Here is a 20,274-nt window from a genome sequence, read left to right as displayed (position 1 = left end):
CTAATTTGTGAATTGGCATTGAAATTCACCTTGTTCGAGAAAGACGTGTAACTGATGATATTGTTGGTCATTGACCGTGGCAGACAGAAGGTGCTGACTGATCTGGGGAAGTAACGTGTTGGTCAGGATGGCATCGACCATGCGACCCCCTGATTCGATTTCTGTACATCGTTCGACGATATGTTTAACCATGGCGTTATCGAATGTTGCGATAATACCATGATTTTCCAGCAGGCGTTTCCTAATGCGATCCAATTGCAGATGAACGATATTGGTCATGACTTCATCACTCAATGGGTAGTATGGAATAACCAGCAAACGTCCAAGCAAAGCGGCAGGAAAGACCTGCAGTAACGGTTTTCGCAATGCCGTGCCGAGTTTTTCCGGGTCTGGAATGGATGCTTGCGGTAAACATAACGCGCTGACTAAATCAGCGCCAACATTCGATGTCAGGATAATAATGGTGTTGCGAAAATCAATGTGGCGACCTTCACCATCTTCCATCCAGCCTTTGTCAAAGACCTGAAAGAAAATTTCATGGACATCGGAATGGGCCTTTTCAATTTCATCCAGCAACACCACACTGTAGGGGCGACGCCGGACGGCTTCGGTCAACACACCACCTTCACCATAACCGACGTAGCCCGGTGGGGCACCTTTCAATGTAGATACGGTGTGGGCTTCCTGAAACTCACTCATATTGATGGTGATCAGATTCTGTTCACCCCCATATAGCGTTTCTGCCAGAGCCAGAGCGGTTTCAGTTTTACCCACCCCGGAGGGACCACACAGCATAAAGACACCCACCGGTTTATTCGGATCATCTAATCTGGCCCGCGAAGTACGCACCCGTTTTGCGATTAATTCTAAGGCATGGTACTGACCGATGACACGTTGGTTAAGGGTATCAGCCAACTGTAATACCGCCTCAATTTCATCTTTTACCATCCGGCTGAGCGGAATACCCGTCCAGTCCGATACAACCGCAGAAACAACATGGCTGTCTACGGTGGCAAAGATCAGGGGCATCTCTTCCTGTACCGTTTTCAATTGCTGCTGTTGTTCTCTCAGTTCAGTGTGGAGCGCATTGGTATCGTCCGGTTTCTGTTCATGCAACTGGGTTTGTAGCTGAATGATTTTATTAATTAAAACAAGTTCTTGTTGCCAGCGATTTTCCAGTTGGATGCGTTTTTCCTTCAGTATCGAGAGTTGATTCAGGAGGGTTTCTGAGCGCTGCGGATCTCCGACGCCGACTTTTGATTCCCGTTCAGCGATTTCCAACTCAATCTGCAAGGCATCAATTTGATGGCGGCAATTTTCCAACTGAGGCGGTTCAGCGTGTTGGCTAATTGCAACCCTGGCACAGGCGGTATCCAGCAAAGCAATAGCTTTATCCGGTAACTGACGGGCAGGAATATAGCGGTGGGAGAGACGTACCGCCGCTTCAACCGCTTCATCCAATAAAAGAACATGGTGATGTTTTTCCAGCGTATTCACCAGACTGCGCAGCATTAACAGCGCCTTGGTTTCATCCGGTTCATGGACTGGAACAACCTGAAAACGGCGGGTAAGGGCGGGGTCTTTTTCGATATATTTTTTGTATTCTGACCATGTGGTGGCACCAAGGGTGCGTAAATGACCCCGTGCCAATGCGGGCTTTAACAAGTTAGCCGCATCGCCGGTTCCTTGTTGTCCACCGGCGCCGATCAGCGTATGAATTTCATCAATAAACAGAATGATGGGGATCGGGCTGGATTGTACTTCTTCAATGACTTTGCGTAAGCGGGATTCGAACTCACCCCTGACCCCCGCACCCGCCTGTAACATACCGATATCCAATAGCCAAAGCTGGACATTCTGTAGGGGAGGGGGAACTTCGTTCGTTGCAATCCGCAATGCCAGCCCTTCAATGACGGCAGTTTTGCCGACCCCGGCTTCACCGGTCAGCAGAGGATTATTTTGCCGCCGACGCATCAGAATATCGATAATTTGGCGGATCTCTTCATCGCGCCCTGATACAGGGTCAATATCACCTTTGCGGGCACGGGCAGTCAGTTCTTGTCCATATTTCTGCAATGCACTGTCAGTCGGGGATTGCATCGGTGTTTGTGCATGATTGGACGAGAGTTCGCGACTCTCCTGAGCTTCATCACTGCTACCGCAGATGGCGTTAAAATTATCCACCAGAGTCTCTGTATTGATCCGATCAAACTGAGGGGAAATGGCTTTCAGGGTATTGCGCAGATTGAACGTTTTCAACATCCCAATCAGCCAGTGCGCACTGCGGATTTTGTCAACGCCAAATTTCAGGGAGCCATAGACCCAGGCACGTTCTACCGCGCTGTCAATTTGCTCAGAGAGATCAGAGATGGTGCTGGCACCGCGTGGTAAGCGATCCAGTGCAGCAATAATATCTTTTGTCAGGGTGGGTTCATCCAGCGCAAAGTAACGGACAATGAACCGCAAATCACTATTTTGCTGCTGCATGAGCTGATGTAACCAATGCACTAATTCGACATAAGGATTACTGCGTAGTTTGCAGAATGTGGTGGCATTTTCCAGCGAAGTGAATAATAGACGATTAAGTTTACCAAAGAGAACAGAACGACTGATTTCCGACATAAAGGTAACCCGCAATAATAGTTGTTGGTTATGGGAGAAGTTAACCAGAGATCAATAGTGGTTATAGATCAATAGCGTTGGATTCGTTCCGGGGGGGGTCAGGGTGATAGATTAAATCATCATGATGAGTCGGTTCAGCGACTTGCCCAATCCAGCTATTCAGGCCCAATTGGACGGTTGCTGACAAACGTATTTCGGTCATGACGGATTTATCCAGGATCAGCTTGATATCCCAGAGATATTCAATACCTAAATATCGGTAGACCCAATCGCACAATTGTTGTGCCTTGGGTTGTCCTGGCAGAAACATGTCATATTCTGATTTTGTTAATGGCCCTAACTCAATGCGGAATTTATGTTGAATATCGTATACGGCGGTGCCTAAAAACGTAGATTTTCCTAAGCGGGGCATATGACGCCCTGCGGTCAATCGCGCTTGATCCTGAGTTTCTATGGTTAACCATTGTGGGATATTCTGGAGAACTTTGATGGGCACTTGGAAATAAAACAGTAAAATCTTCTCCAGCCCTTCCGCACCATGCCCCTGACGGGAAAGATGACCTGCCAGCGAGTAACAGGCGTGGCTTTTGACAGCGTTGTTGCTGGTGGTATGATCGACCGTGTTATTGTCGGGCATTTCAGGGGACGTCTGTTGGGCGGGCAGTCCCATGCCTATCAGGCAGGCCAAATAATGGCAAAAGGGCTGATGATCCGGCCTATCCAGTGATGAAATGGGTTGTGCATTAGCCCAGGCTCGATAGAACAAAAGTATCAGGCGGTGGTGGAATAAATTAGCAAAGGCATTCAACGTGGGGTCGTGATAATTATATTCCCGCGTATAGGCATATTCAGTCAGATGCAGTGGCAAGGGACCATTGGGGCCAAATAACCCGAAACTGTAAATGAGAATTTCATACAATGTTGAATTTTCCCGCTGTTGAACGGCTGAAATCGTCGAAGGCGCGAAAGCCATTGACGCTTTTTGCCCCAAGCGCAAGGGTTCATATCGTGGTAATGGGGCCGTCCCCAGCCGATAATATTCGCCGGATTGAGCGTCAATCCGGCGCAGAGTCTGGAATAAATCAAATTGCCACGGGACTTGCGTGAGTTGCTGCCAAAAAGCATTGGGTAAACGACACACACGATGAATGGCAACAATACCTGCTTTCATAGTCATCTGTATCTCTATCTTTTATATCAACAAGATCAACCCATCTATCGGGATAAATATCGTCTCATATCAGTTTCTTGCTGCCCATGCGGGCAGACCAAAAACCGATTTGCCCGCGTTGTTGGCTATGCAGTGTCATCTCCGTGAATGAGTTTATCGTCACCAGACGTGAGAATAACTTTGCCAACACACTGCCCAGAAGCCATGGGCTGTTACCTGCAAACTCTTGTTCATTCACTTCAAGTTTAATACTGATGCCACGGGCGAAAGCGATTGGCCCTGGTTCAGGCGCCCGACGATAAATTTCTTTTAACGAGCAATGGCGTATTCCATTGATTTGACGTGTTACTGCCGGTTCAGCAAGATTGGCATAGAGGCTTAATAATTGCCGTAGTGCCTGAGTTCCTTCCTTTTTGCCTTTATCCATCAGGTTCAAATAATTGATTTGTAGCTGGCTGATTAAATTCCATGATGTGGCACCTTCTGCCAGGGCTGGGTGTGGGATCGTGGGCCTCTTGAGAAAGATAATTTGACTAATAGGAATAGAGTCCAACATCACAAAACTGTCGATATCCTGTTGCCGTAGCATCGCCGGTAAATCGCGGTTGGTACACATAACATCGGCACTCAAATATTTGAGTGCGTCAGGCCACGGAGAATGATGTTCATCGACAATGGAGATAAATGTTTCTGTACCCACATAGCTGGTGCGGGTTCCGTAATGATAAGCATGTTCTGACAAAACGCGGGGATCACGGCGCAGGGTAAAATAAGCGCCGTAATTGCTTTTGTCATCACTGTTCGTTGACCAGAAAGGGCGGAATATACGTTCTTCGTTGTGTTGCTTATCGGCACCATATAGGCGTTGCACAGAAAAAATTTCGTAATCCAGAGGACGGACATTATCGACAACCAGATGATATTCATTGGTGCTCTCATCGACAGTGACTCGTTCAGTGACTTTGGGGAATAAATTGATGACGGGAGTACAGTTCAATGCCAAATAGGAGACATCGACTAAACTTTCTAAGTCACTGTCAGTTTTGTCCAAAAGTAAGATGAGTTCAAATTCATTCTCTTTTTTTGTTTGTTCCAGCAAAGATTGCATCCCCTGAATACTGAAGAAACGGAAACAGGCTGGAAAGGCAAAATACTCTTGAACTTGGCGGTATCCGCTGAAATTACGGGGATCGTTAGGCAAAAGTGCCTGATTATCTTCAAAACCTTCATGATGTGGTGAAATATCAGGTAAAACCTGATATTGCGGCGTTTCAGCCCCTGTCTGGCAGACCATGCCAACAGAGTGCTCCATAATCAGTTCCAGCAATTTTTGGGACTGAATATCGGGTGCTGAGAGAAAAAAAGTCAGTTTATTCAGATTCAGCTCTTCGAGAAAAAACTTTCCTTCACAGGCAAGGCGGAGCCGCAGTGCGCTGACCGCCCCATATTGATGAAGATTCAATCCCATAAGCGGAATATTGGCGGGGATTTTGCCAAGTTCAACGTTTTTTAATGTCAATGGCTGTAAAACGACATCCTGAGTGGTAGCGTACTGAAACGTAATTCCCTCTTTTTTCAGTGCCTGACAGAGCATGATGGTGCCGCGCGGGACCAAAAACCCATGGCTGATGTCTCCCTTACTCAGGTCAGGCTGGAGTTGGGTGATCGCCATTGAGGGAGTGGGAGCCAAATAGTTTGGGTACAGCATTTCCAATAAATGCTGGGTAAAATGTTGAAACTCGGCATCCATTTTTAACTGGATGCGGGAAGTCAGGAAAGCAAAACCTTCCAACAGGCGTTCAACATAGGGATCGGCGATCTCAATACCGTGCATTCCCAGCCGGCTGGCAACTTTGGGATAGCGTTCAGCAAATTCTTTGCCCATTTCACGCAAATACATCAGCTCTCGATTGTAATATTCCAGTAATTTGCTATCCATTATTTTTCCTGTATTTTTTATCCTGCTTCTTGCATGGTGAAATAGCCATTTTCCAGATCGATATCACTGCGGAACAGGAATTCCAGTGGCCAAGGAATACACCACAAAAACCCTTTTATTTCGATGGATAATACATTGTATAGGTACAGTGAGGTCATATCGGAAATACAATTCACCTGAAGTTCGTCGGGAATGATGCGGGGTTCAAAAACATGAATGGCATGAATAATCTTATTTTGAATATCATCCCATTCAATATCAGACATGTTTTTACCCGCCAACGGCGTTATGCCGAAGTTATAGGTGGAGCGTTGTATTTCTGGGAAAAAGGCAAGATCCTGATGATCTCCTTTATTGATGCTGTTGAGCAGCCACTGCAAATCACGTAGCACATTTTGTCGCAGGGCTTTGTGTGACAGTAAGTAATTGCTGACCGTTTCTTTTTTCTTGTCGGGTTCATTATCTGTGAGTCTGTCGAGTAAAGAAGGCAGCATTTTATCTCTGGCGGTTATGCGCGCAGGAGGTTTTCGTGCATGGTAACCGCCATATAATAAAGTGATATTGTCATTCATTAGTCACCTATTAGGTTAGGCATTGTGGGTATAGGAAATATTGATTAAGGTGACGAAAAAATTGCAGGAAAGAAGTACTAACACGAGCTATTTTTTAACACTAATTTTTTTATTTTCTTGATCTATCTTGAGAATTTTTATATCGCTCGACTTCTGCCTCATAGGCTTGCAGGAAATTTTCACCAAACAGGACATGATGTTGTTTAAATTCATGCGCTATTTTCTGATGATACTTAGAGAGATAGTCCCATAAAGAGGCTTTATAAGTTGACGATAATGATAAGCGGGAAAATCCACCTTCTTCACGTGCTCTTCTCTCAATCACGTCAGGCTCGAATGATTGCAAAATATCTGCTGTAATGGAGTGTAACCCCGCAATCATGCCTAATTGATGAGCCTGTAGTTCGATTAAGATATCCCGTGTTGCCTGTTCCGGTGCCATAAAACCCGGCATATGCGTCCCAAACATTTGAACCAGCACCGCCTGACCCGAAGGCAGTAGTTTAAACGGGTTGTTGGCATCTGTCAGAATCTGGGTCATTTCAGCATTCGCCTGATGTTTTAGCTGGGTTCGTGCCGCGTTCAGAGCCATAATTCCCTGGGAGAGCTGGCTGAGTAATTTGCCCAGTTGATACATGATATGTTCATCGAATTGCAGCGGTTGAAAATGATTGAGTCCCATGCCATCCAATAAAGCCGCCAATAATTTACCTTCTAATTTGACTTCATCTGTTTTGGCAGGATTGATTTTATATGTAACAGGATCAATATTAAGGCGCTCACTGGCATCAATGCCATTATCACGACGGGAAGTCGAATTATGGGTATGATCGGCACTATTAATCTTATCGGCATTATTGATAGGGTATTGGTGATTAACTGGATTCTGATTCTGGGGATCGGCATCTGGCGGTTTTTGGGTTAACTTTTCTGTTGTATCCTCTGTTGCGAAAAGGGGTGGCAAGGGGGGGGAAGATGCTTGCGTAAAATAGGCTGATTTATCCTGATAAGGGTTTTCCTGTGATGCAGAAATCGTTGTGTTATCCAAAGGTGCCAGTGGTTCAGCATTATCCAGCATTAGGCTAAGAGGATCATCATTTTTAATCTCTTTCCGTGTATGTTTATCGGTAAACAATTTATCGGTAAACAATTTATTGGTAAACAGTGCCAAGGGATCAACGTCTGATTTGTCATCTCGCTGATCATATTGTTTTCTTTGTGTTGATAATGGTTTTGATGATGGTTTTGATAATGATTGTAATAACGTGCTGGGCGTGGTGTCATTCAGAATGTTTTCTTGTTGTAAATCAGTATCTGGATTAAACATCGTAACGGGATCAGTGGCGCGAAATTGCAGATCATCAAGGCTGATTGTTGTTTCCATTTGTGCGAGTGGGTCGATGGGATTACGCTCCTGATGTTGCTGGGGCTTGATTAGCGGGTTATTGTCATGCAGTTCCTGAGGCTTTTGCCGGGCCTCTTGCGTGGGTGTTGCCTCGGTTGCAGTGAAAATATTTTCTAATCCATCCCAAATTTCATTAGGGATATTTTCCGACTTATCGCCGAAGGGGCGAGTCGTATTGAGAACACGGGTTGTAGCCACAGGCGGGGCACTTTGGCTGACATTAACAACTTGAATTTGGTATTCCCCCATGTTCAGCATGTCACCATCACGAACTTCAATCTGACGGTCGGGCGCCATGGGTATTGTGTTCAGTAAAATCTCAGAGGCAGCCCCTCGATTAGTTATACGACATTCGCCATCGGAAGAAATGGATACAATGGCCTGTAAGCGGGCAATAGCCTGTTCTTCATCGGGTAAAACCCAGTTATTGTCCGGGCTACGGCCAATAGTGCCGCCCGGCGGTATGAACTCATAACTGAGCTGTGGCGGTTGGTTTGTACCGGTGTTTTTAACAATGGTGAATCGCATAACCATGGATACCTATTGTTGATATGCCTATTGTTGATATAAATGTCGATGATTGAGAAAAATAACCTCCCTTTGGAATAGGGAGGTTATTATTGAAGTTGCTGACATTAATATTTTCTTATGTTTATACTTGTTGTCTTTCAAGTTGTAGCTTTGTTGGCTGTATCTTGAAATCCATTGAGTATATTAAGTGATGACCTTGGTTGAAACATTATAGCCACAAGAGATTGCAGCTTCTGCAGTGCCGTCAAATTTTTGGCCGATATAATTTTCTGTATATTCTTCAAAAGATAACTTAATAAAAATATCATTAACACTCTTACCAGGACCAAGAGATGTGTAATTTGTATGACATGCGGTAATAAGAACCTTTTTCATGTCAAATGTATAAAATGGTACTTCTTCGTCTCCACTTGATGATCTTAAACATACTAATTTAGCGGTTTCAGCATGTTTGCCTTTGAATAAGAAACCACGTAAAGCAGTGCTGGATTTATCATATAATATCTTTAGTGCTATTTCATTAACGAAAGGTGTTCCTGCACATAATCCTTGTTTCTGAGATATACTGGATTCATTGGATATAGTATGTTCTATGCTTACAACAGCTATCCAATCTTTATATTTTGTGTGCCTGGATTCACCTTTAATATCTTTTATTTCTAAATATCCACAGGTTGGTTCGCTCATAATTAATTTCTCTTTAAATTAATCAACTAACTACGTTGGTATAACGATTGTAACCATGCTTAATTGCTGCATCAGCCGTACCATCTGGTTTTTGCCCTGTGTATGTTTCATCGTATTGTTCGAAGTCCATACCAAGCTGGCAATAACGGAAACCAGCAGAAATACTCACATTAAGGTAAACAAATAATACATTTGTCAGGACAATTTTCTGCCATGGTGTATCTTTTCCTTCCCCCCTTTTCATGACTTCTATTGTCACTGTTGGAATATGCTTTCCTTGTAATAGAAATTTACGCATTGTTACATAAGCCTTCTCAAGCTCGAATGCTATTTGGATTAAATCTATTGTTGGTGTAGCCGCACTTAGGCCACTAATATCATCTGTACTGGCTGGATTTAAAGTTTGAACACAAAAGTTGTCAAAACCGGTCCAACCTGTGTGTCCTGAATCTCCGGATTCGCCTTTAATTCCCTCAAACTGAATATATCCATAATGAGGATTAACTTCAGACATAATTTACTCCAATTAAATTGATGATGTATAAATAATATATATTTTGTAATTGTGTATGGGTCGATATTACGAAAATATTTTATTAAAAGATGTTGATATATAGATTGTTTGATTTTAACCCCCTTTTAATGAGGGAAGTTTTGATACTAAACGTAGAGAAACCGTCAGTCCCTCTAATTGATAATGAGGGCGCAGGAAGAATTTAGCATTATAATATCCAGGGTTCCCGTCAACGTCTTCTACTTGAACTTCTGCATTGGCTAGCGGTTTTTTCGCTTTGACTGTTTGTGACGAGTTAACAGGGTCGCCATCAACGTAGTTTATAATCCAACCATTGAGCCAACGTTCTATATCACTGCGTTCTTGAAAAGTGCCTATTTTATCGCGCACGATACATTTCAGATAATGGGCAAAACGGCAGCAGGCAAATAAATAGGGTAGGCGCGCTGAAAGGTTGGCGTTGGCAGTGGCATCAGGATCGTAATACTCGGCAGGTTTTTGCAGTGATTGCGCACCAATAAATGCCGCCATATCGGTATTCTTACGATGCAATAATGGAATAAAACCATTTTTGGCTAATTCAGCCTCACGTCGATCACTAATGGCAATTTCGGTGGGGCATTTTATATCAACCCCGCCATCATCGGATGGGAAAGTATAGCAAGGCAAATTTTCTACACTGCCGCCGGATTCTACGCCCCGGATAGAAGTACACCAGCCATACAGTTTAAATGAACGATTAATATTAACGGCCATGGCATAAGCAGAATTGGCCCAAGTGTAGTTACTGTGTGTAGGGCCTTCAGTATCTTCTTCAAAATTAAAATCATCCACCGGGTTGGTTTTATTGCCATAAGGAAGACGAGAAAGAAAACGTGGCAGAACCAATCCCAGATAACGAACATCTTCTGATTCGCGTAAACTGCGCCAGGCAGCATATTCAGTATTCTGGAAAATTTTGGTCAGATCACGCGGGTTAGATAGCTCCTGCCAAGACTCCATCTGCATAACGCCCGGAGCGGCACCTGCAAGAAATGGGCAATGTGCTGCTGCGCTAATTTGGGCCATCTCACGCAAAAGTTCAACATCGGGAGCGTTATGGCCGAAATAGTAATCACCAATCAGACAGCCAAAAGGTTCACCACCAAACTGTCCATATTCCGCTTCATAAATCTTTTTGAAGATGGGGCTTTGATCCCAACTGACCCCTTTGAAACGTTTCAGGGTATTGCTCAACTCTTTTTTGGAAATGCACATCACCCGGATCTTTAGCATTTCATCTGTTTCAGTGCTGTTGATGAGATGATGCAGACCGCGCCAGGCACCTTCCAGTGTCTGGAATTCGTTATGATGCAGAATATGATTGATTTGCCCGGTTAATTTTTTATCGATTTCAGCAATGAGCGCCTGAATAGTACGATAGGTATCACCGGAAACGGGAACGGTATTCTCCAACGCTTGCTGCGCCAGCGTTGCGACTGCATTTTCAACAGCGTTGAGTGCCTGATCACTTTGAGGACGGAATTCTTTGTTCAGTAATACACTTAACTCATCAGGCGTATACTCTTTCCGTGCCTGTTCTTGCTCTTGCTGAAGTTCAGTTTCTTGTTCGCTCATGTATTACTCCTTATTTTCAGTCCCTTCAGCAGGTTGACTCTCTGCTTCAGGGGCACTCTCTGAGGGGTTTGGCGTTTCGGCCAGAGATTTCAGCAAGGCAGGGTTTTGCAGAATATCGGTAATCAGTTGTTCTGCACCACTTTTGCCATCCATATAGGATAATAAGTTTGCCAGTTGAGTTCGTGCTTCCAGTAGCTTGGCCAGTGGTTCCACTTTTTTAGCAATGGCACCAGGTTGAAAATCCTCCATTTTTTCAAAGGTTAGTTCGATACTGAGTTGTCCATCACCCGTTAAGGTATTGTCCACCTGAAAAGCGACACGGGGTTTTAGTGATTTCATGCGCTCATCAAAATTATCAACATCAATTTCCAAGAAGCTGCGATCACTGACTTCAGGCAACGCTTCTATCGGTTTTCCGATTAAATCGGCCATGACCCCCATAACAAACGGTAATTGAATTGTCTGTTCTGAACCGTAGAGTTCGACATCATATTCAATCTGTACCCTCGGGGGACGATTTCGACCGATAAACTTTTGTCCACTGGATTTCATGGCAATTTCTCCATTGACTTACTGGTACTAGCTAATTAATTTGGCAGGCTGATAAGAAATCATTCGGTGATCCGAATGTTGCATTAAGACCAGAAACGATGAATGCTAATTTGAGTTAAAATTATCCGGGCGACCAAAAATAATTTCGAGTTGGTTTAACCCATCCGGGGCAAGATCATAAACAATGTCAATAAAATCACGATCAATTAACCGCAGAATGCGGGCAATCATCATCGGGGCAGGGTGGCTTGGCTCATATTTGAGAAAATAGTTTTTGGATTTCTCCAATAACATGCGTACTTCATCGCGGTTGCTGGCTTCAATCTCACTCCAGGGAATAGCGGCTTGATCCACCGCCGTCGCTGATAATAAAGGTTCAGTCTGTTTCACAAATGAGACTGATTGCATGGCCTCCTGAGGCATTTTCCCCTCAGGGCTGTTCATGGCTGGCTGAGGTATAAAGCAGAACTCAATCACCTTATTCAAATTTTTTAAAAGTCTGGTCAATTCAGGCGTATGATTTGGTGATAATTTCTGGCGGATAATGTTCAGTATTGCACAGAGGTGATCGCGAATACGGGTGACGGCCAAAATTTCAGGGCTGTTGACGTGTTGTTTCAGCTCATCCTGCAATCGGGTGCGCCCCCCGGTATAACCACTGAGTTCACTTATTGAGCCATCCAGTAATGAATAGACTTCCTGCAACGATAATTCTTTTGAAATACTTTTTAACAGAATGGAACGTTGTACTTGCAGGGTGAGAGGTGAATCATCTTCAATGGCTGCCAGTATATTCAGGCGGAACAAGGGGTCATATTCATCTTCAAACTCCAGTATTGGCCAAACCTCTTCCCAATAACGTTCCAGTATCTGTCTGAGCAAATTCATGCCATCCGCATAACCACAGAGTCCTCGTAGTTCCAGCCATGCCTGGGCCAGCGCAATGACGACCCGCAGATCTTTGGTACGAGTCAATAGGTTAATGGCTTGTTGTTCTACCTGTATCCAGTTGGGGGATTCTGCTGGAATAGTGATATCGCCGAACTGTTGTTCTGTTTTTCCGAACAAGGATTGCTCTAATTCCATAAATTCGACATCGTATTCCAAATCTTCCCCGCAAGGTAATTCGGTGCTGACAGGTTCAAGTAAGGCATCAATATTCATGGTAACGATATCCATAGTAACAATATCCATAGTAATAATATCTACGGCAATAATATCTGTATTAACCGATGCTGATGTTGATGATTAAATACACGCGTGTTTTTTTATGACGTCATCAGGCTGGGGCAGGTGAAACTGGGTAACTGAAACGGGCTGAAAATACTGTTTGGAATAAATTTCAATGAAACATGATGACCACTGATATTGAATGTTGCCTGTAGGCTCATATCATCGTTAGGGGCTGTTTTTAGTTGAGAATCGCTTGCATCATCAAGCAGGCGGTTTAAAGCCCACGGACCCGAAGTTGTTAAACTGGCGGTGGTTCCATCAACTAAATTCAATTGGATGCGAACCTGATTGGTTTTACCGGGGCCGGGCCAATTGAGCAACAGTGAAACGGGTGGGCCATGACTGTATTGTAATTGCTGACCATCCACATCCAGTATCATGTTCAGGATACTGTCATCCATATCAATCGTGCGAACGATGACGCGGAATGAAGGGGTGAGTGTTCCGCTGCTAAAAAAGGTATTACGGATAATTTGGGCTTGTTTGAACGGTTTGAGCAGATCTCTATTGCCGTTTTCCGGCACTGTTTTTCCAATGACTGTTTTTCCAGCGCCATTTTTTCTAACTAATTCAGGTATAAAACGCCAGTCAGATTGGGTGATATCCACTTTCCCCGCCAGATTTTTCTGGAAAAAACTGTCCATTATGCCTGATCCGGGGGCAAACATCCGGGCCATGTCATCCGGTTTGATGTCACTACGTGCCTGATGTGTCAGAGGGTAGCGATTGGCAATGGCCTGATTGCAAAAACTGCTGACTTCTGCGCTGAGATGCTTATTGACACTCTTTATGTCATTGAGCTGGGTATCATTGCTGGCACCCATCGCCAGTGAAGAAATCATGCCGTTGAACGGTGTGGGCAAATATTCAGTCGTTGCTTGTAGCTGCGTGATGATTTTGTCTGATGGAGCAGGCATACCTATATTGGCTGCATCTTGTACTGAATTTAAATATTCATGTAATTCATTGATTTGTTTAAGTACCTCATCAAAAGGAATTTTCTTGTTCTGACCATCAGGGCTTTTTGCCAAGGCAATGATTTGTGCAAAGTGCTCTCTGAGTATTTCTTCTGGCGTGGGTTGCCCATTTTCCGGCCGTCGTTGATTGGTCACTGATTGGGTTAATGAACTGGGTTTACTGTTTACGAGACGGCTTATTTTATTGACTTTGCCATCGCTTAGTCCTTCATCCAGATTGACATTCTTGCTGACATTAATCAGTAGGTAACGCAGGGGAGAAAGATTTGAAGCCAATAACCGGGTTACATTGGCGCGTTGTTCCAGAGTGACGAAATCATTCAGGCGGATGTCAGACAGAAATTGATCCCACTGATAAATATAATCATTGATATAAAGTTGGCGGACGAAAACGGCGATCTCTTCCGGCGGTTGTTTTCTTTCATAATGGCCAAGTATCCAGTTATCCTGACTGTACAATGTCTTGATAAGCGCGTTGAGTTTTTTGCCGACACCTGCTTTATAACCCGCCGGCGTAAACATTCCGGGTACACCGAGAGTGATGGGTTTACCACTGATACGGGAAAAAACGAGTTCAGTCTGGGAGCCTGCAAGCGTTCTTAAACTGACCGGGGATAAGTTCCCGTCATTCAACAAGCTATCTTTCAAATGGGTATAGATGCGTTGTGCGGGTGGAATATTGCTGAGGAGTGCCTGTTTTTGTTCCACCAGTGAGTTATCACGAATATAGGGCGAAGTAACAATTTGATTATCCAGTAATTGCCTGAGATGACTGTCTATTTGAGCCAACTGTTCTTGGGGAATATTAGGTTGTAAGTAGGTTTGCAAATATTGCATGACCCAATGACGTAAAAACCGGCTGTCATAATACTTAGGCTGATACAACATTTGATAGGCTTTCAACGTACTGTATGTGTTATCCGTATTATTGCCCTGATCCCGGCGCATCTGGGTCGTGATTAACTGCGCTACCTGTGGCAGCAGCAACGCATTGAGGGTTTTGGTGTACAGAGTCCGGCTTGCATCACTGATCTGTTCTCCACAATACAATCCCATGCGATAGGAGAGAGGCGGATCATCAAGTGAAAATTGCTTACTTTTTGCTAAGTTAGCCAGATTGTTCAGAATCGGCAGTAAGGCATAAATATCGGTATTGTCGGTGTTTTTTCTTAACTCTGCCCCTTGGCGCAGGATAGGGGAGATTTTAGCCTGTACTTCCATAAGGTAATTTTTGTTGTTGTTATAGCTGGTAAAAAATAGGGTGATAATCAGCCCCAACGCCGCCGCCAGAATAGTATAAGCTAATCCATTCAGTAGATGATTGCGGTATACCCACCAACGGTTGTAACTGGCTAATCCGGCTTCTTGAAACAGGTTTCCCAGTAAATCCTTTAGAAAATAAACTTGATGAATTGGAGGCTGAGACACAATATTTCCATTATTCTCCCACGCCTTATTACTGTTCCATGATAGAGAACGACTCTCATTGTCGGTTGGTAATTGGAGATTTTGATTAAATCCTTCCATGACCTTATCAAATGGCACGCCTTTTTGTGTTCCGCTGGTGAAATAAAGCCCACGGGGTGAATAAGGAATTTCGAATCCGGATTTAGCGAATACTATCTCAAGATATTGCGCCATCAATGGGCGCAGTGTCCCGAACTCTTGTGGAAACAGATAACTTTCGGCGCAGTATCGAGGAATATTCTGATGCAGTAAGATATCGGGTAATTCTGCATCTAATCTTTTTTGTAACAGACTATATTGCTGTTCAAAAACCTCGCTTATATTCCAGTCAGTCTTGTCCCACGGAAAGTTAAATCCCCAGATTTGATTGCGTTGAACTTTATCAAGATGCGAAAAATAAGCACTAAATCCTTTCAATAAATCCGTTTTAGTGATGACGACATAAATTGGAAAGCGGATTTTGAGTTGCTCATGCAATTCTGACAGACGGCGGCGTAACAGATAAGCCTGCCGTTCACAGGCTTCCTTTGGTGAATTAAGTAAATCTTCCACACTGATGGTAATAATGACGCCATTGAGGGGTTGACGTTTACGATACTTTCTCAATAGTTTAATAAAACCGTACCATTCACTGGCGTCTTGCGGATGCTGTGCATCTTGTAGGGTATATCGCCCGGCCGTATCCAGAAAAACCGCGTCATTGGTGAACCACCAATTACAGTTATTCGCTTCTTTTATGCCTTGCAGGGACAATGTTTCGAAATGGTCTGCCAATGGAAAGTGCAGGCCGGAATTTGCCAGCGCGGTAGTTTTCCCTGAGTTGGGTGGTCCGATAACGACATACCAGGGTAATTGATATAAGTATTGGCGGTTGAAAAGGAACTTCCAGTTCGGCTTGTATTTGGTATTCAGACCATAAAAATAGGCATTTTTCAGGAGCCGTGCAGCATCAGAAAAGCGTTCTGACAGTGAGGCATATTGTACATATTGACATTGTTCGCTTTCATTATTGCCCTCTTTCTTATCTTTGCTGTCCTTGTTCGATGGGCTGGCGAGTTTTTTATTCAACCGTGCCCGATAAAGGCGAGGTATTAACAGGGTCAAGATCCAGATAAAGAAGAATAAGGCAATGGTAACTATGCGTACCAAATTCGACTCAAAAGGAACGGCGTTGCCAATGGAAATAATCGGGCCAATCGTCCAGATAATGAAAGAAATGGCGGTTATTCCAAGGAAACTCCACAATAACGGGTTAATAATGATAGAAAGAATGGCGTTCAACATGTTTAAATTTTCTCACTCCGTCTGGTTTACAGGAGAAACTAACAGTATGATTTCTACTCGTCTGTTTTTAGCCCGATGATTTGGCGTATCATTTGGAACCAAAGGGTTACTGGCTCCTCTTCCTTCTGTTCTGACCCGTTCTGGTTGATCCAGATATTTCTGAAGTTCTCTTTTTACTGATTTTGCCCTGGCCAGAGACAGTGCATAGTTGGATGCAAAGCTCGCGCTGTGAATGGGGATGTTATCGGTATAGCCAATGACCAGGATCTCGCCCTTGAAATTGTTGACTGTTTGGGCAATATGTTTGATGACAGCCAGATAGTTGCTTTTAATCTGGATGGAACCGGTCCTGAACAATCCATCACCTTTCAACGTCACGATGCTTCTGTCCGCCGCATCGTTCACACTGAGCAATCCTGCTGTCCTTTCATTCCGCAGCATCTCTTGCAGATTGAACGTCGGTGGTACGGAAGGGGATACCCGATCATCGACAGATACATTAGGAATATTGGTTTGATAAATGGTGGCTAAAACCGGGCTGGTCAGATCCCCCAATTGCCAGTTCAATCCGATATACAGAATACACACGAAGAAACTGACTATCGCTGCACAGGCCCAGATGGGGAAAGGGGACTGCCAGGATTTGTTCTGAACCGTAATACTCTTTAACGTCGGTGATAATTCTGGGGGATGGTTGCCACGGATTGAATGAATCAACTGAAACAGGCGCTGTTTCACTGTCTCAAGCTGGGAGCGTCCGTTATCCATAATACGGTAGCGCCCCTCAAATCCAAGTTGTAGACAAAAGTTAATCAGTTCCAGCAACCACAAATTTTCTTTGGGTTGTTGTGATAACGTCGCTAATAGCTGGAAAAATTTTTCACCTCCCCATGTTTCATTGTGAAAAGTGACCAGTAACCCACTGCCGGACCAGACACTGCGAATTCCCCAGGGGGTGAGTGCTGCGGCTTCATCCAACGCGGTGCACAGGCAGTAACGTGCTCCAATGATCACTTCATAAGCCAGTTGGGCATGTTGGCATTTCACTTCAAAGCTGCGAATTTCATCAATCAGTTTTTGCCGTAAATCGGCCGGGTCTGGATGGTCAGTAGAATGACGGATCTGTGGGATGCTATTCAACAAGCGGTTTGCAGCATGAACCAAGGGATTGTCACGGGGATCACCAGAAAGCACAGTGTCACTGTGAGGATGTTTTTTCTGCGTCATATGAAACGTTCCCTCTAGCTATCTATTTGGACTGACTATTTGGACTGTTTTCTATTTGGACTGATTGCGAATAGCCCAGAATTCCATGTTCAGGCCGGGAAAATCACCCGCCAGATGTAACGCAAAGCCACCCGATTTTTCCATTTGGTTCCAGAGTTCACCCTCTTTTTCTAATTCGAAGTATAGGTAACCTGAATGCCAGGGGAGCTGTCGGGGAACAGAGGGCATTGCGCATACTGAAATGCCCGGTAACTGCAACTGAACCAATTCACGGATACGGCCAACAGGCGCGATTTTCATCTGTGTGGGAAAACGGCTCATCAGTGTTTCTTTGGGCACATCAGCATAGACAGCCAACACAAAGCTGAACGTATTTAGCATATTGGCGTTGGGTAGAGTGGCAACATTCAACCCATGAGAATATTCGGTCAGCGGTAACTGAATGGCATGTTCTTCCAGAATGATGGATAACCCCTGCCGCAATTGGAAGATGAGGTGATTGAAACACATCGCCAGATTGTCATGATCATAAAGAGGGAACGTCTCTTCGGGTATGCGTGTCCGGGTGAAACTGGTCAATTCGGCTGCAAATTGCAGCCATTCGCTGAACAAACGTTCCGGATGCAGTGATGGCAAGTTTCGGATGTGGCTCACCTGGCCGCTATAACGATTGACCAAGGACAATAGAAGAAAATCCATGACTTCTGAATCGTTGTTTCGCCCCAGTTGTAACAAATGCTGGCTTATTTGCTGGCGGCGTTGTTCCAGCAATCCCTGTAAGTCAGTCATGAAACTGACCATTTGCGGATGTGCATGACAATTGAGCAGGGGAGGAATAAATTGCGGATTGAGATGCAATTTATTATCACGGGTTCTGTTCACAATATGCACAACACTCAGTGACGTCCATTCTGGTGTTAATTCTGACTCCAGCATCAGCCGCAGGCGCATTTTCCCAAATTGCACCGTGGCTCTTCCGACTGACATGGCATTAAAATCATTGACTTCAGATTCAACGCTGACAAAACGCGCCATAGAATCGTTTCTCTCACTGAAAATGATCTCTTCTTTCCCGCCCCGGAAAATGGGTAGTGCCAAGACCACCTTTTCTCCTGTTTGGTTTTCCGCAACCTGCAATGGGGTGGGTGCCTGGGCTTCAGTAAAACGAAAAGGGGTTCCATCAGGAAAAATGCCGCTGGCGGATGAAACCATCACCTTGCCTTGCTCAAGGAATGACGGATCTAATTTCAGCGTCAGAAAGCCCCAATAATAGGCAATCTGGGCCATTCCCCAATCACGAACATAGGCCTCCAGATAATTTTCAGCCTGCTGAAAATGATGGGGACGCAAAAACATGCCTTCTGTCCAGATAACTTTTTCTGATCTATTCATGCAGTTCCTTCCCTTGCGGCATACGTTAGTTGTATTGATTGTTATTATTTGTATTGATGATCAAGAGCCAAACCGTTGGCGGTGACCTGAATGTCGATGTTTAATTCGTCTGGCGATGATGCCCAAAATTGGTAAAAAGCGGGTTCTTCAGGTTCGGGAACCGGGAATGAGATCCGCCATCTTTTCCCATTCAACTGCTTATATTCAGCTAAAATTCCGATATAGCTGGCTTCGGGAACATTCTTTTCACGCAGAAAATGTGATTTTTGGGCAGGAAGTAAAAAAAACTGATCAACATTCACCCACTTATCGCCCAATACCGCCTTTGTATCCCCCTGTAGGGCGAAAAAATCAGCCGACATAAATTCTTCTTTGGATTTCAATAGCATAACTCGTATTTTCAGTGGCGCTGAGTCATTCACGTTAGGCTGGGCGTCGAAATGCAATTGATAGGGCGGTAATATTTTCTGCTCTGGTGATGAAGAACACCCGGCGAATGCCATCAAAATGAGCGGGAGTAATATCGTCCTTATCCGCTTGATGTTTAATCTTAATTTATTTATTGAAGCTATTTTGACTTTGTTATCGAAAGACGGTTTCTCATGGAAAATGTTTCCTGCATTAACGCCGGTATTAGCCATAGTCTTCCTCATCTTTCGTTTTGCCCTATAACAAGATGAATCAGGCGCCTGAGATCATGACTTTTGTCTGGCTGGGGCAGATGCGTGACCCTATGGCATTGGTTGAGTTCTGCATGGTGGGACTTGACAGACGGGTTGCCGGTGAACCTTTAATCAGAATACTATTGGCTCCCAGCGTATGCCGGGAGGGTCCCATCACCATACCCGAAGCAACCCCCAGATTGACCCCCGGATTATCGCCATTTGTCATGGCAATGGTTGTTGTAATGTTATGGGCCGGACTGCCCACAAAAAGGATATTGCAGGTACTGGCACAAATCCCGCTCGTACCCTGTGCGATATTGGGATAAGGCATGGGTACGGGAGGGCTGGGCGGCGCCGGGGTCAGGCAGACATCGGGTGTTGCCATATCAGAGCCGCCACCTTGGGTATTAGCGAACATC

General features: G+C 44.5%; 15 protein-coding genes. All 15 read right to left on the bottom strand.

All coding sequences use genetic code 11. The annotated features are described in order from the left end of the window. Nucleotides 1-2,622, bottom strand: a complete 2,622-nt coding sequence (tssH, locus tag Xbed_RS05860; RefSeq protein WP_086111992.1) for a type VI secretion system ATPase TssH — start codon at nucleotides 2,620-2,622, stop codon at nucleotides 1-3. A 61-nt stretch (nucleotides 2,623-2,683) separates the two neighbouring features. Beyond that, on the bottom strand, nucleotides 2,684-3,799 hold the full coding sequence (gene tssG, locus Xbed_RS05855; RefSeq protein ID WP_086111991.1) for a type VI secretion system baseplate subunit TssG: 1,116 nt from the start codon (nucleotides 3,797-3,799) through the stop codon (nucleotides 2,684-2,686). Nucleotides 3,800-3,857: 58 nt separating this feature from the next. Beyond that, nucleotides 3,858-5,732, bottom strand: coding sequence for a type VI secretion system baseplate subunit TssF (gene tssF / locus Xbed_RS05850; RefSeq protein WP_086111990.1), 1,875 nt, complete (start codon nucleotides 5,730-5,732; stop codon nucleotides 3,858-3,860). Nucleotides 5,733-5,749: 17 nt separating this feature from the next. Then, entirely contained in the window at nucleotides 5,750-6,304 is a 555-nt protein-coding gene (locus Xbed_RS05845) for a type VI secretion system baseplate subunit TssE (protein ID WP_086111989.1), read from the bottom strand. A gap of 109 nt (nucleotides 6,305-6,413) precedes the next feature. Continuing rightward, nucleotides 6,414-8,237 carry a type VI secretion system-associated FHA domain protein gene (locus tag Xbed_RS05840; RefSeq protein WP_167371876.1) on the bottom strand — a complete coding sequence of 608 codons (1,824 nt, stop codon included), beginning with the start codon at nucleotides 8,235-8,237 and terminating at the stop codon, nucleotides 6,414-6,416. A gap of 186 nt (nucleotides 8,238-8,423) precedes the next feature. Beyond that, a complete protein-coding gene (locus Xbed_RS05835) occupies nucleotides 8,424-8,927 on the bottom strand; it encodes an Hcp family type VI secretion system effector (protein WP_086111987.1) in 504 nt (167 codons plus the stop codon). Nucleotides 8,928-8,949: 22 nt separating this feature from the next. Next, complete coding sequence (locus Xbed_RS05830) at nucleotides 8,950-9,441, bottom strand: type VI secretion system tube protein Hcp (protein WP_086111986.1); 492 nt, start codon at nucleotides 9,439-9,441, stop codon at nucleotides 8,950-8,952. 114 nt (nucleotides 9,442-9,555) lie between these two features. Beyond that, on the bottom strand, nucleotides 9,556-11,058 hold the full coding sequence (gene tssC, locus Xbed_RS05825) for a type VI secretion system contractile sheath large subunit (protein WP_086111985.1): 1,503 nt from the start codon (nucleotides 11,056-11,058) through the stop codon (nucleotides 9,556-9,558). Between the two features lie 3 nt (nucleotides 11,059-11,061). After that, nucleotides 11,062-11,616, bottom strand: a complete 555-nt coding sequence (gene tssB / locus Xbed_RS05820) for a type VI secretion system contractile sheath small subunit (protein ID WP_208612201.1) — start codon at nucleotides 11,614-11,616, stop codon at nucleotides 11,062-11,064. A gap of 99 nt (nucleotides 11,617-11,715) precedes the next feature. Further along, nucleotides 11,716-12,789, bottom strand: a complete 1,074-nt coding sequence (gene tssA / locus Xbed_RS05815) for a type VI secretion system protein TssA (RefSeq protein ID WP_244182414.1) — start codon at nucleotides 12,787-12,789, stop codon at nucleotides 11,716-11,718. A gap of 89 nt (nucleotides 12,790-12,878) precedes the next feature. Next, a complete protein-coding gene (gene tssM, locus Xbed_RS05810) occupies nucleotides 12,879-16,571 on the bottom strand; it encodes a type VI secretion system membrane subunit TssM (protein ID WP_086111983.1) in 3,693 nt (1,230 codons plus the stop codon). Between the two features lie 12 nt (nucleotides 16,572-16,583). After that, the gene (locus Xbed_RS05805; RefSeq protein ID WP_086111982.1) at nucleotides 16,584-17,798 is read right to left on the bottom strand and encodes a DotU family type VI secretion system protein; all 1,215 of its coding nucleotides are present in this window, start codon (nucleotides 17,796-17,798) and stop codon (nucleotides 16,584-16,586) included. Nucleotides 17,799-17,849: 51 nt separating this feature from the next. Continuing rightward, the gene (gene tssK, locus Xbed_RS05800) at nucleotides 17,850-19,190 is read right to left on the bottom strand and encodes a type VI secretion system baseplate subunit TssK (protein ID WP_086111981.1); all 1,341 of its coding nucleotides are present in this window, start codon (nucleotides 19,188-19,190) and stop codon (nucleotides 17,850-17,852) included. Nucleotides 19,191-19,234: 44 nt separating this feature from the next. Beyond that, nucleotides 19,235-19,831 carry a type VI secretion system lipoprotein TssJ gene (gene tssJ / locus Xbed_RS05795; protein WP_086111980.1) on the bottom strand — a complete coding sequence of 199 codons (597 nt, stop codon included), beginning with the start codon at nucleotides 19,829-19,831 and terminating at the stop codon, nucleotides 19,235-19,237. Between the two features lie 40 nt (nucleotides 19,832-19,871). Continuing rightward, entirely contained in the window at nucleotides 19,872-20,273 is a 402-nt protein-coding gene (locus Xbed_RS05790) for a DUF4150 domain-containing protein (RefSeq protein WP_086111979.1), read from the bottom strand. Between the last annotated feature and the right edge of the window lies 1 nt (nucleotide 20,274).

Source organism: Xenorhabdus beddingii, assembly GCF_002127545.1.
Classification (GTDB): Bacteria; Pseudomonadota; Gammaproteobacteria; order Enterobacterales; family Enterobacteriaceae; genus Xenorhabdus; species Xenorhabdus beddingii.
Note: the sequence above shows the minus strand (reverse complement) of the source record. Positions and strands in the feature narration are given on the sequence as shown.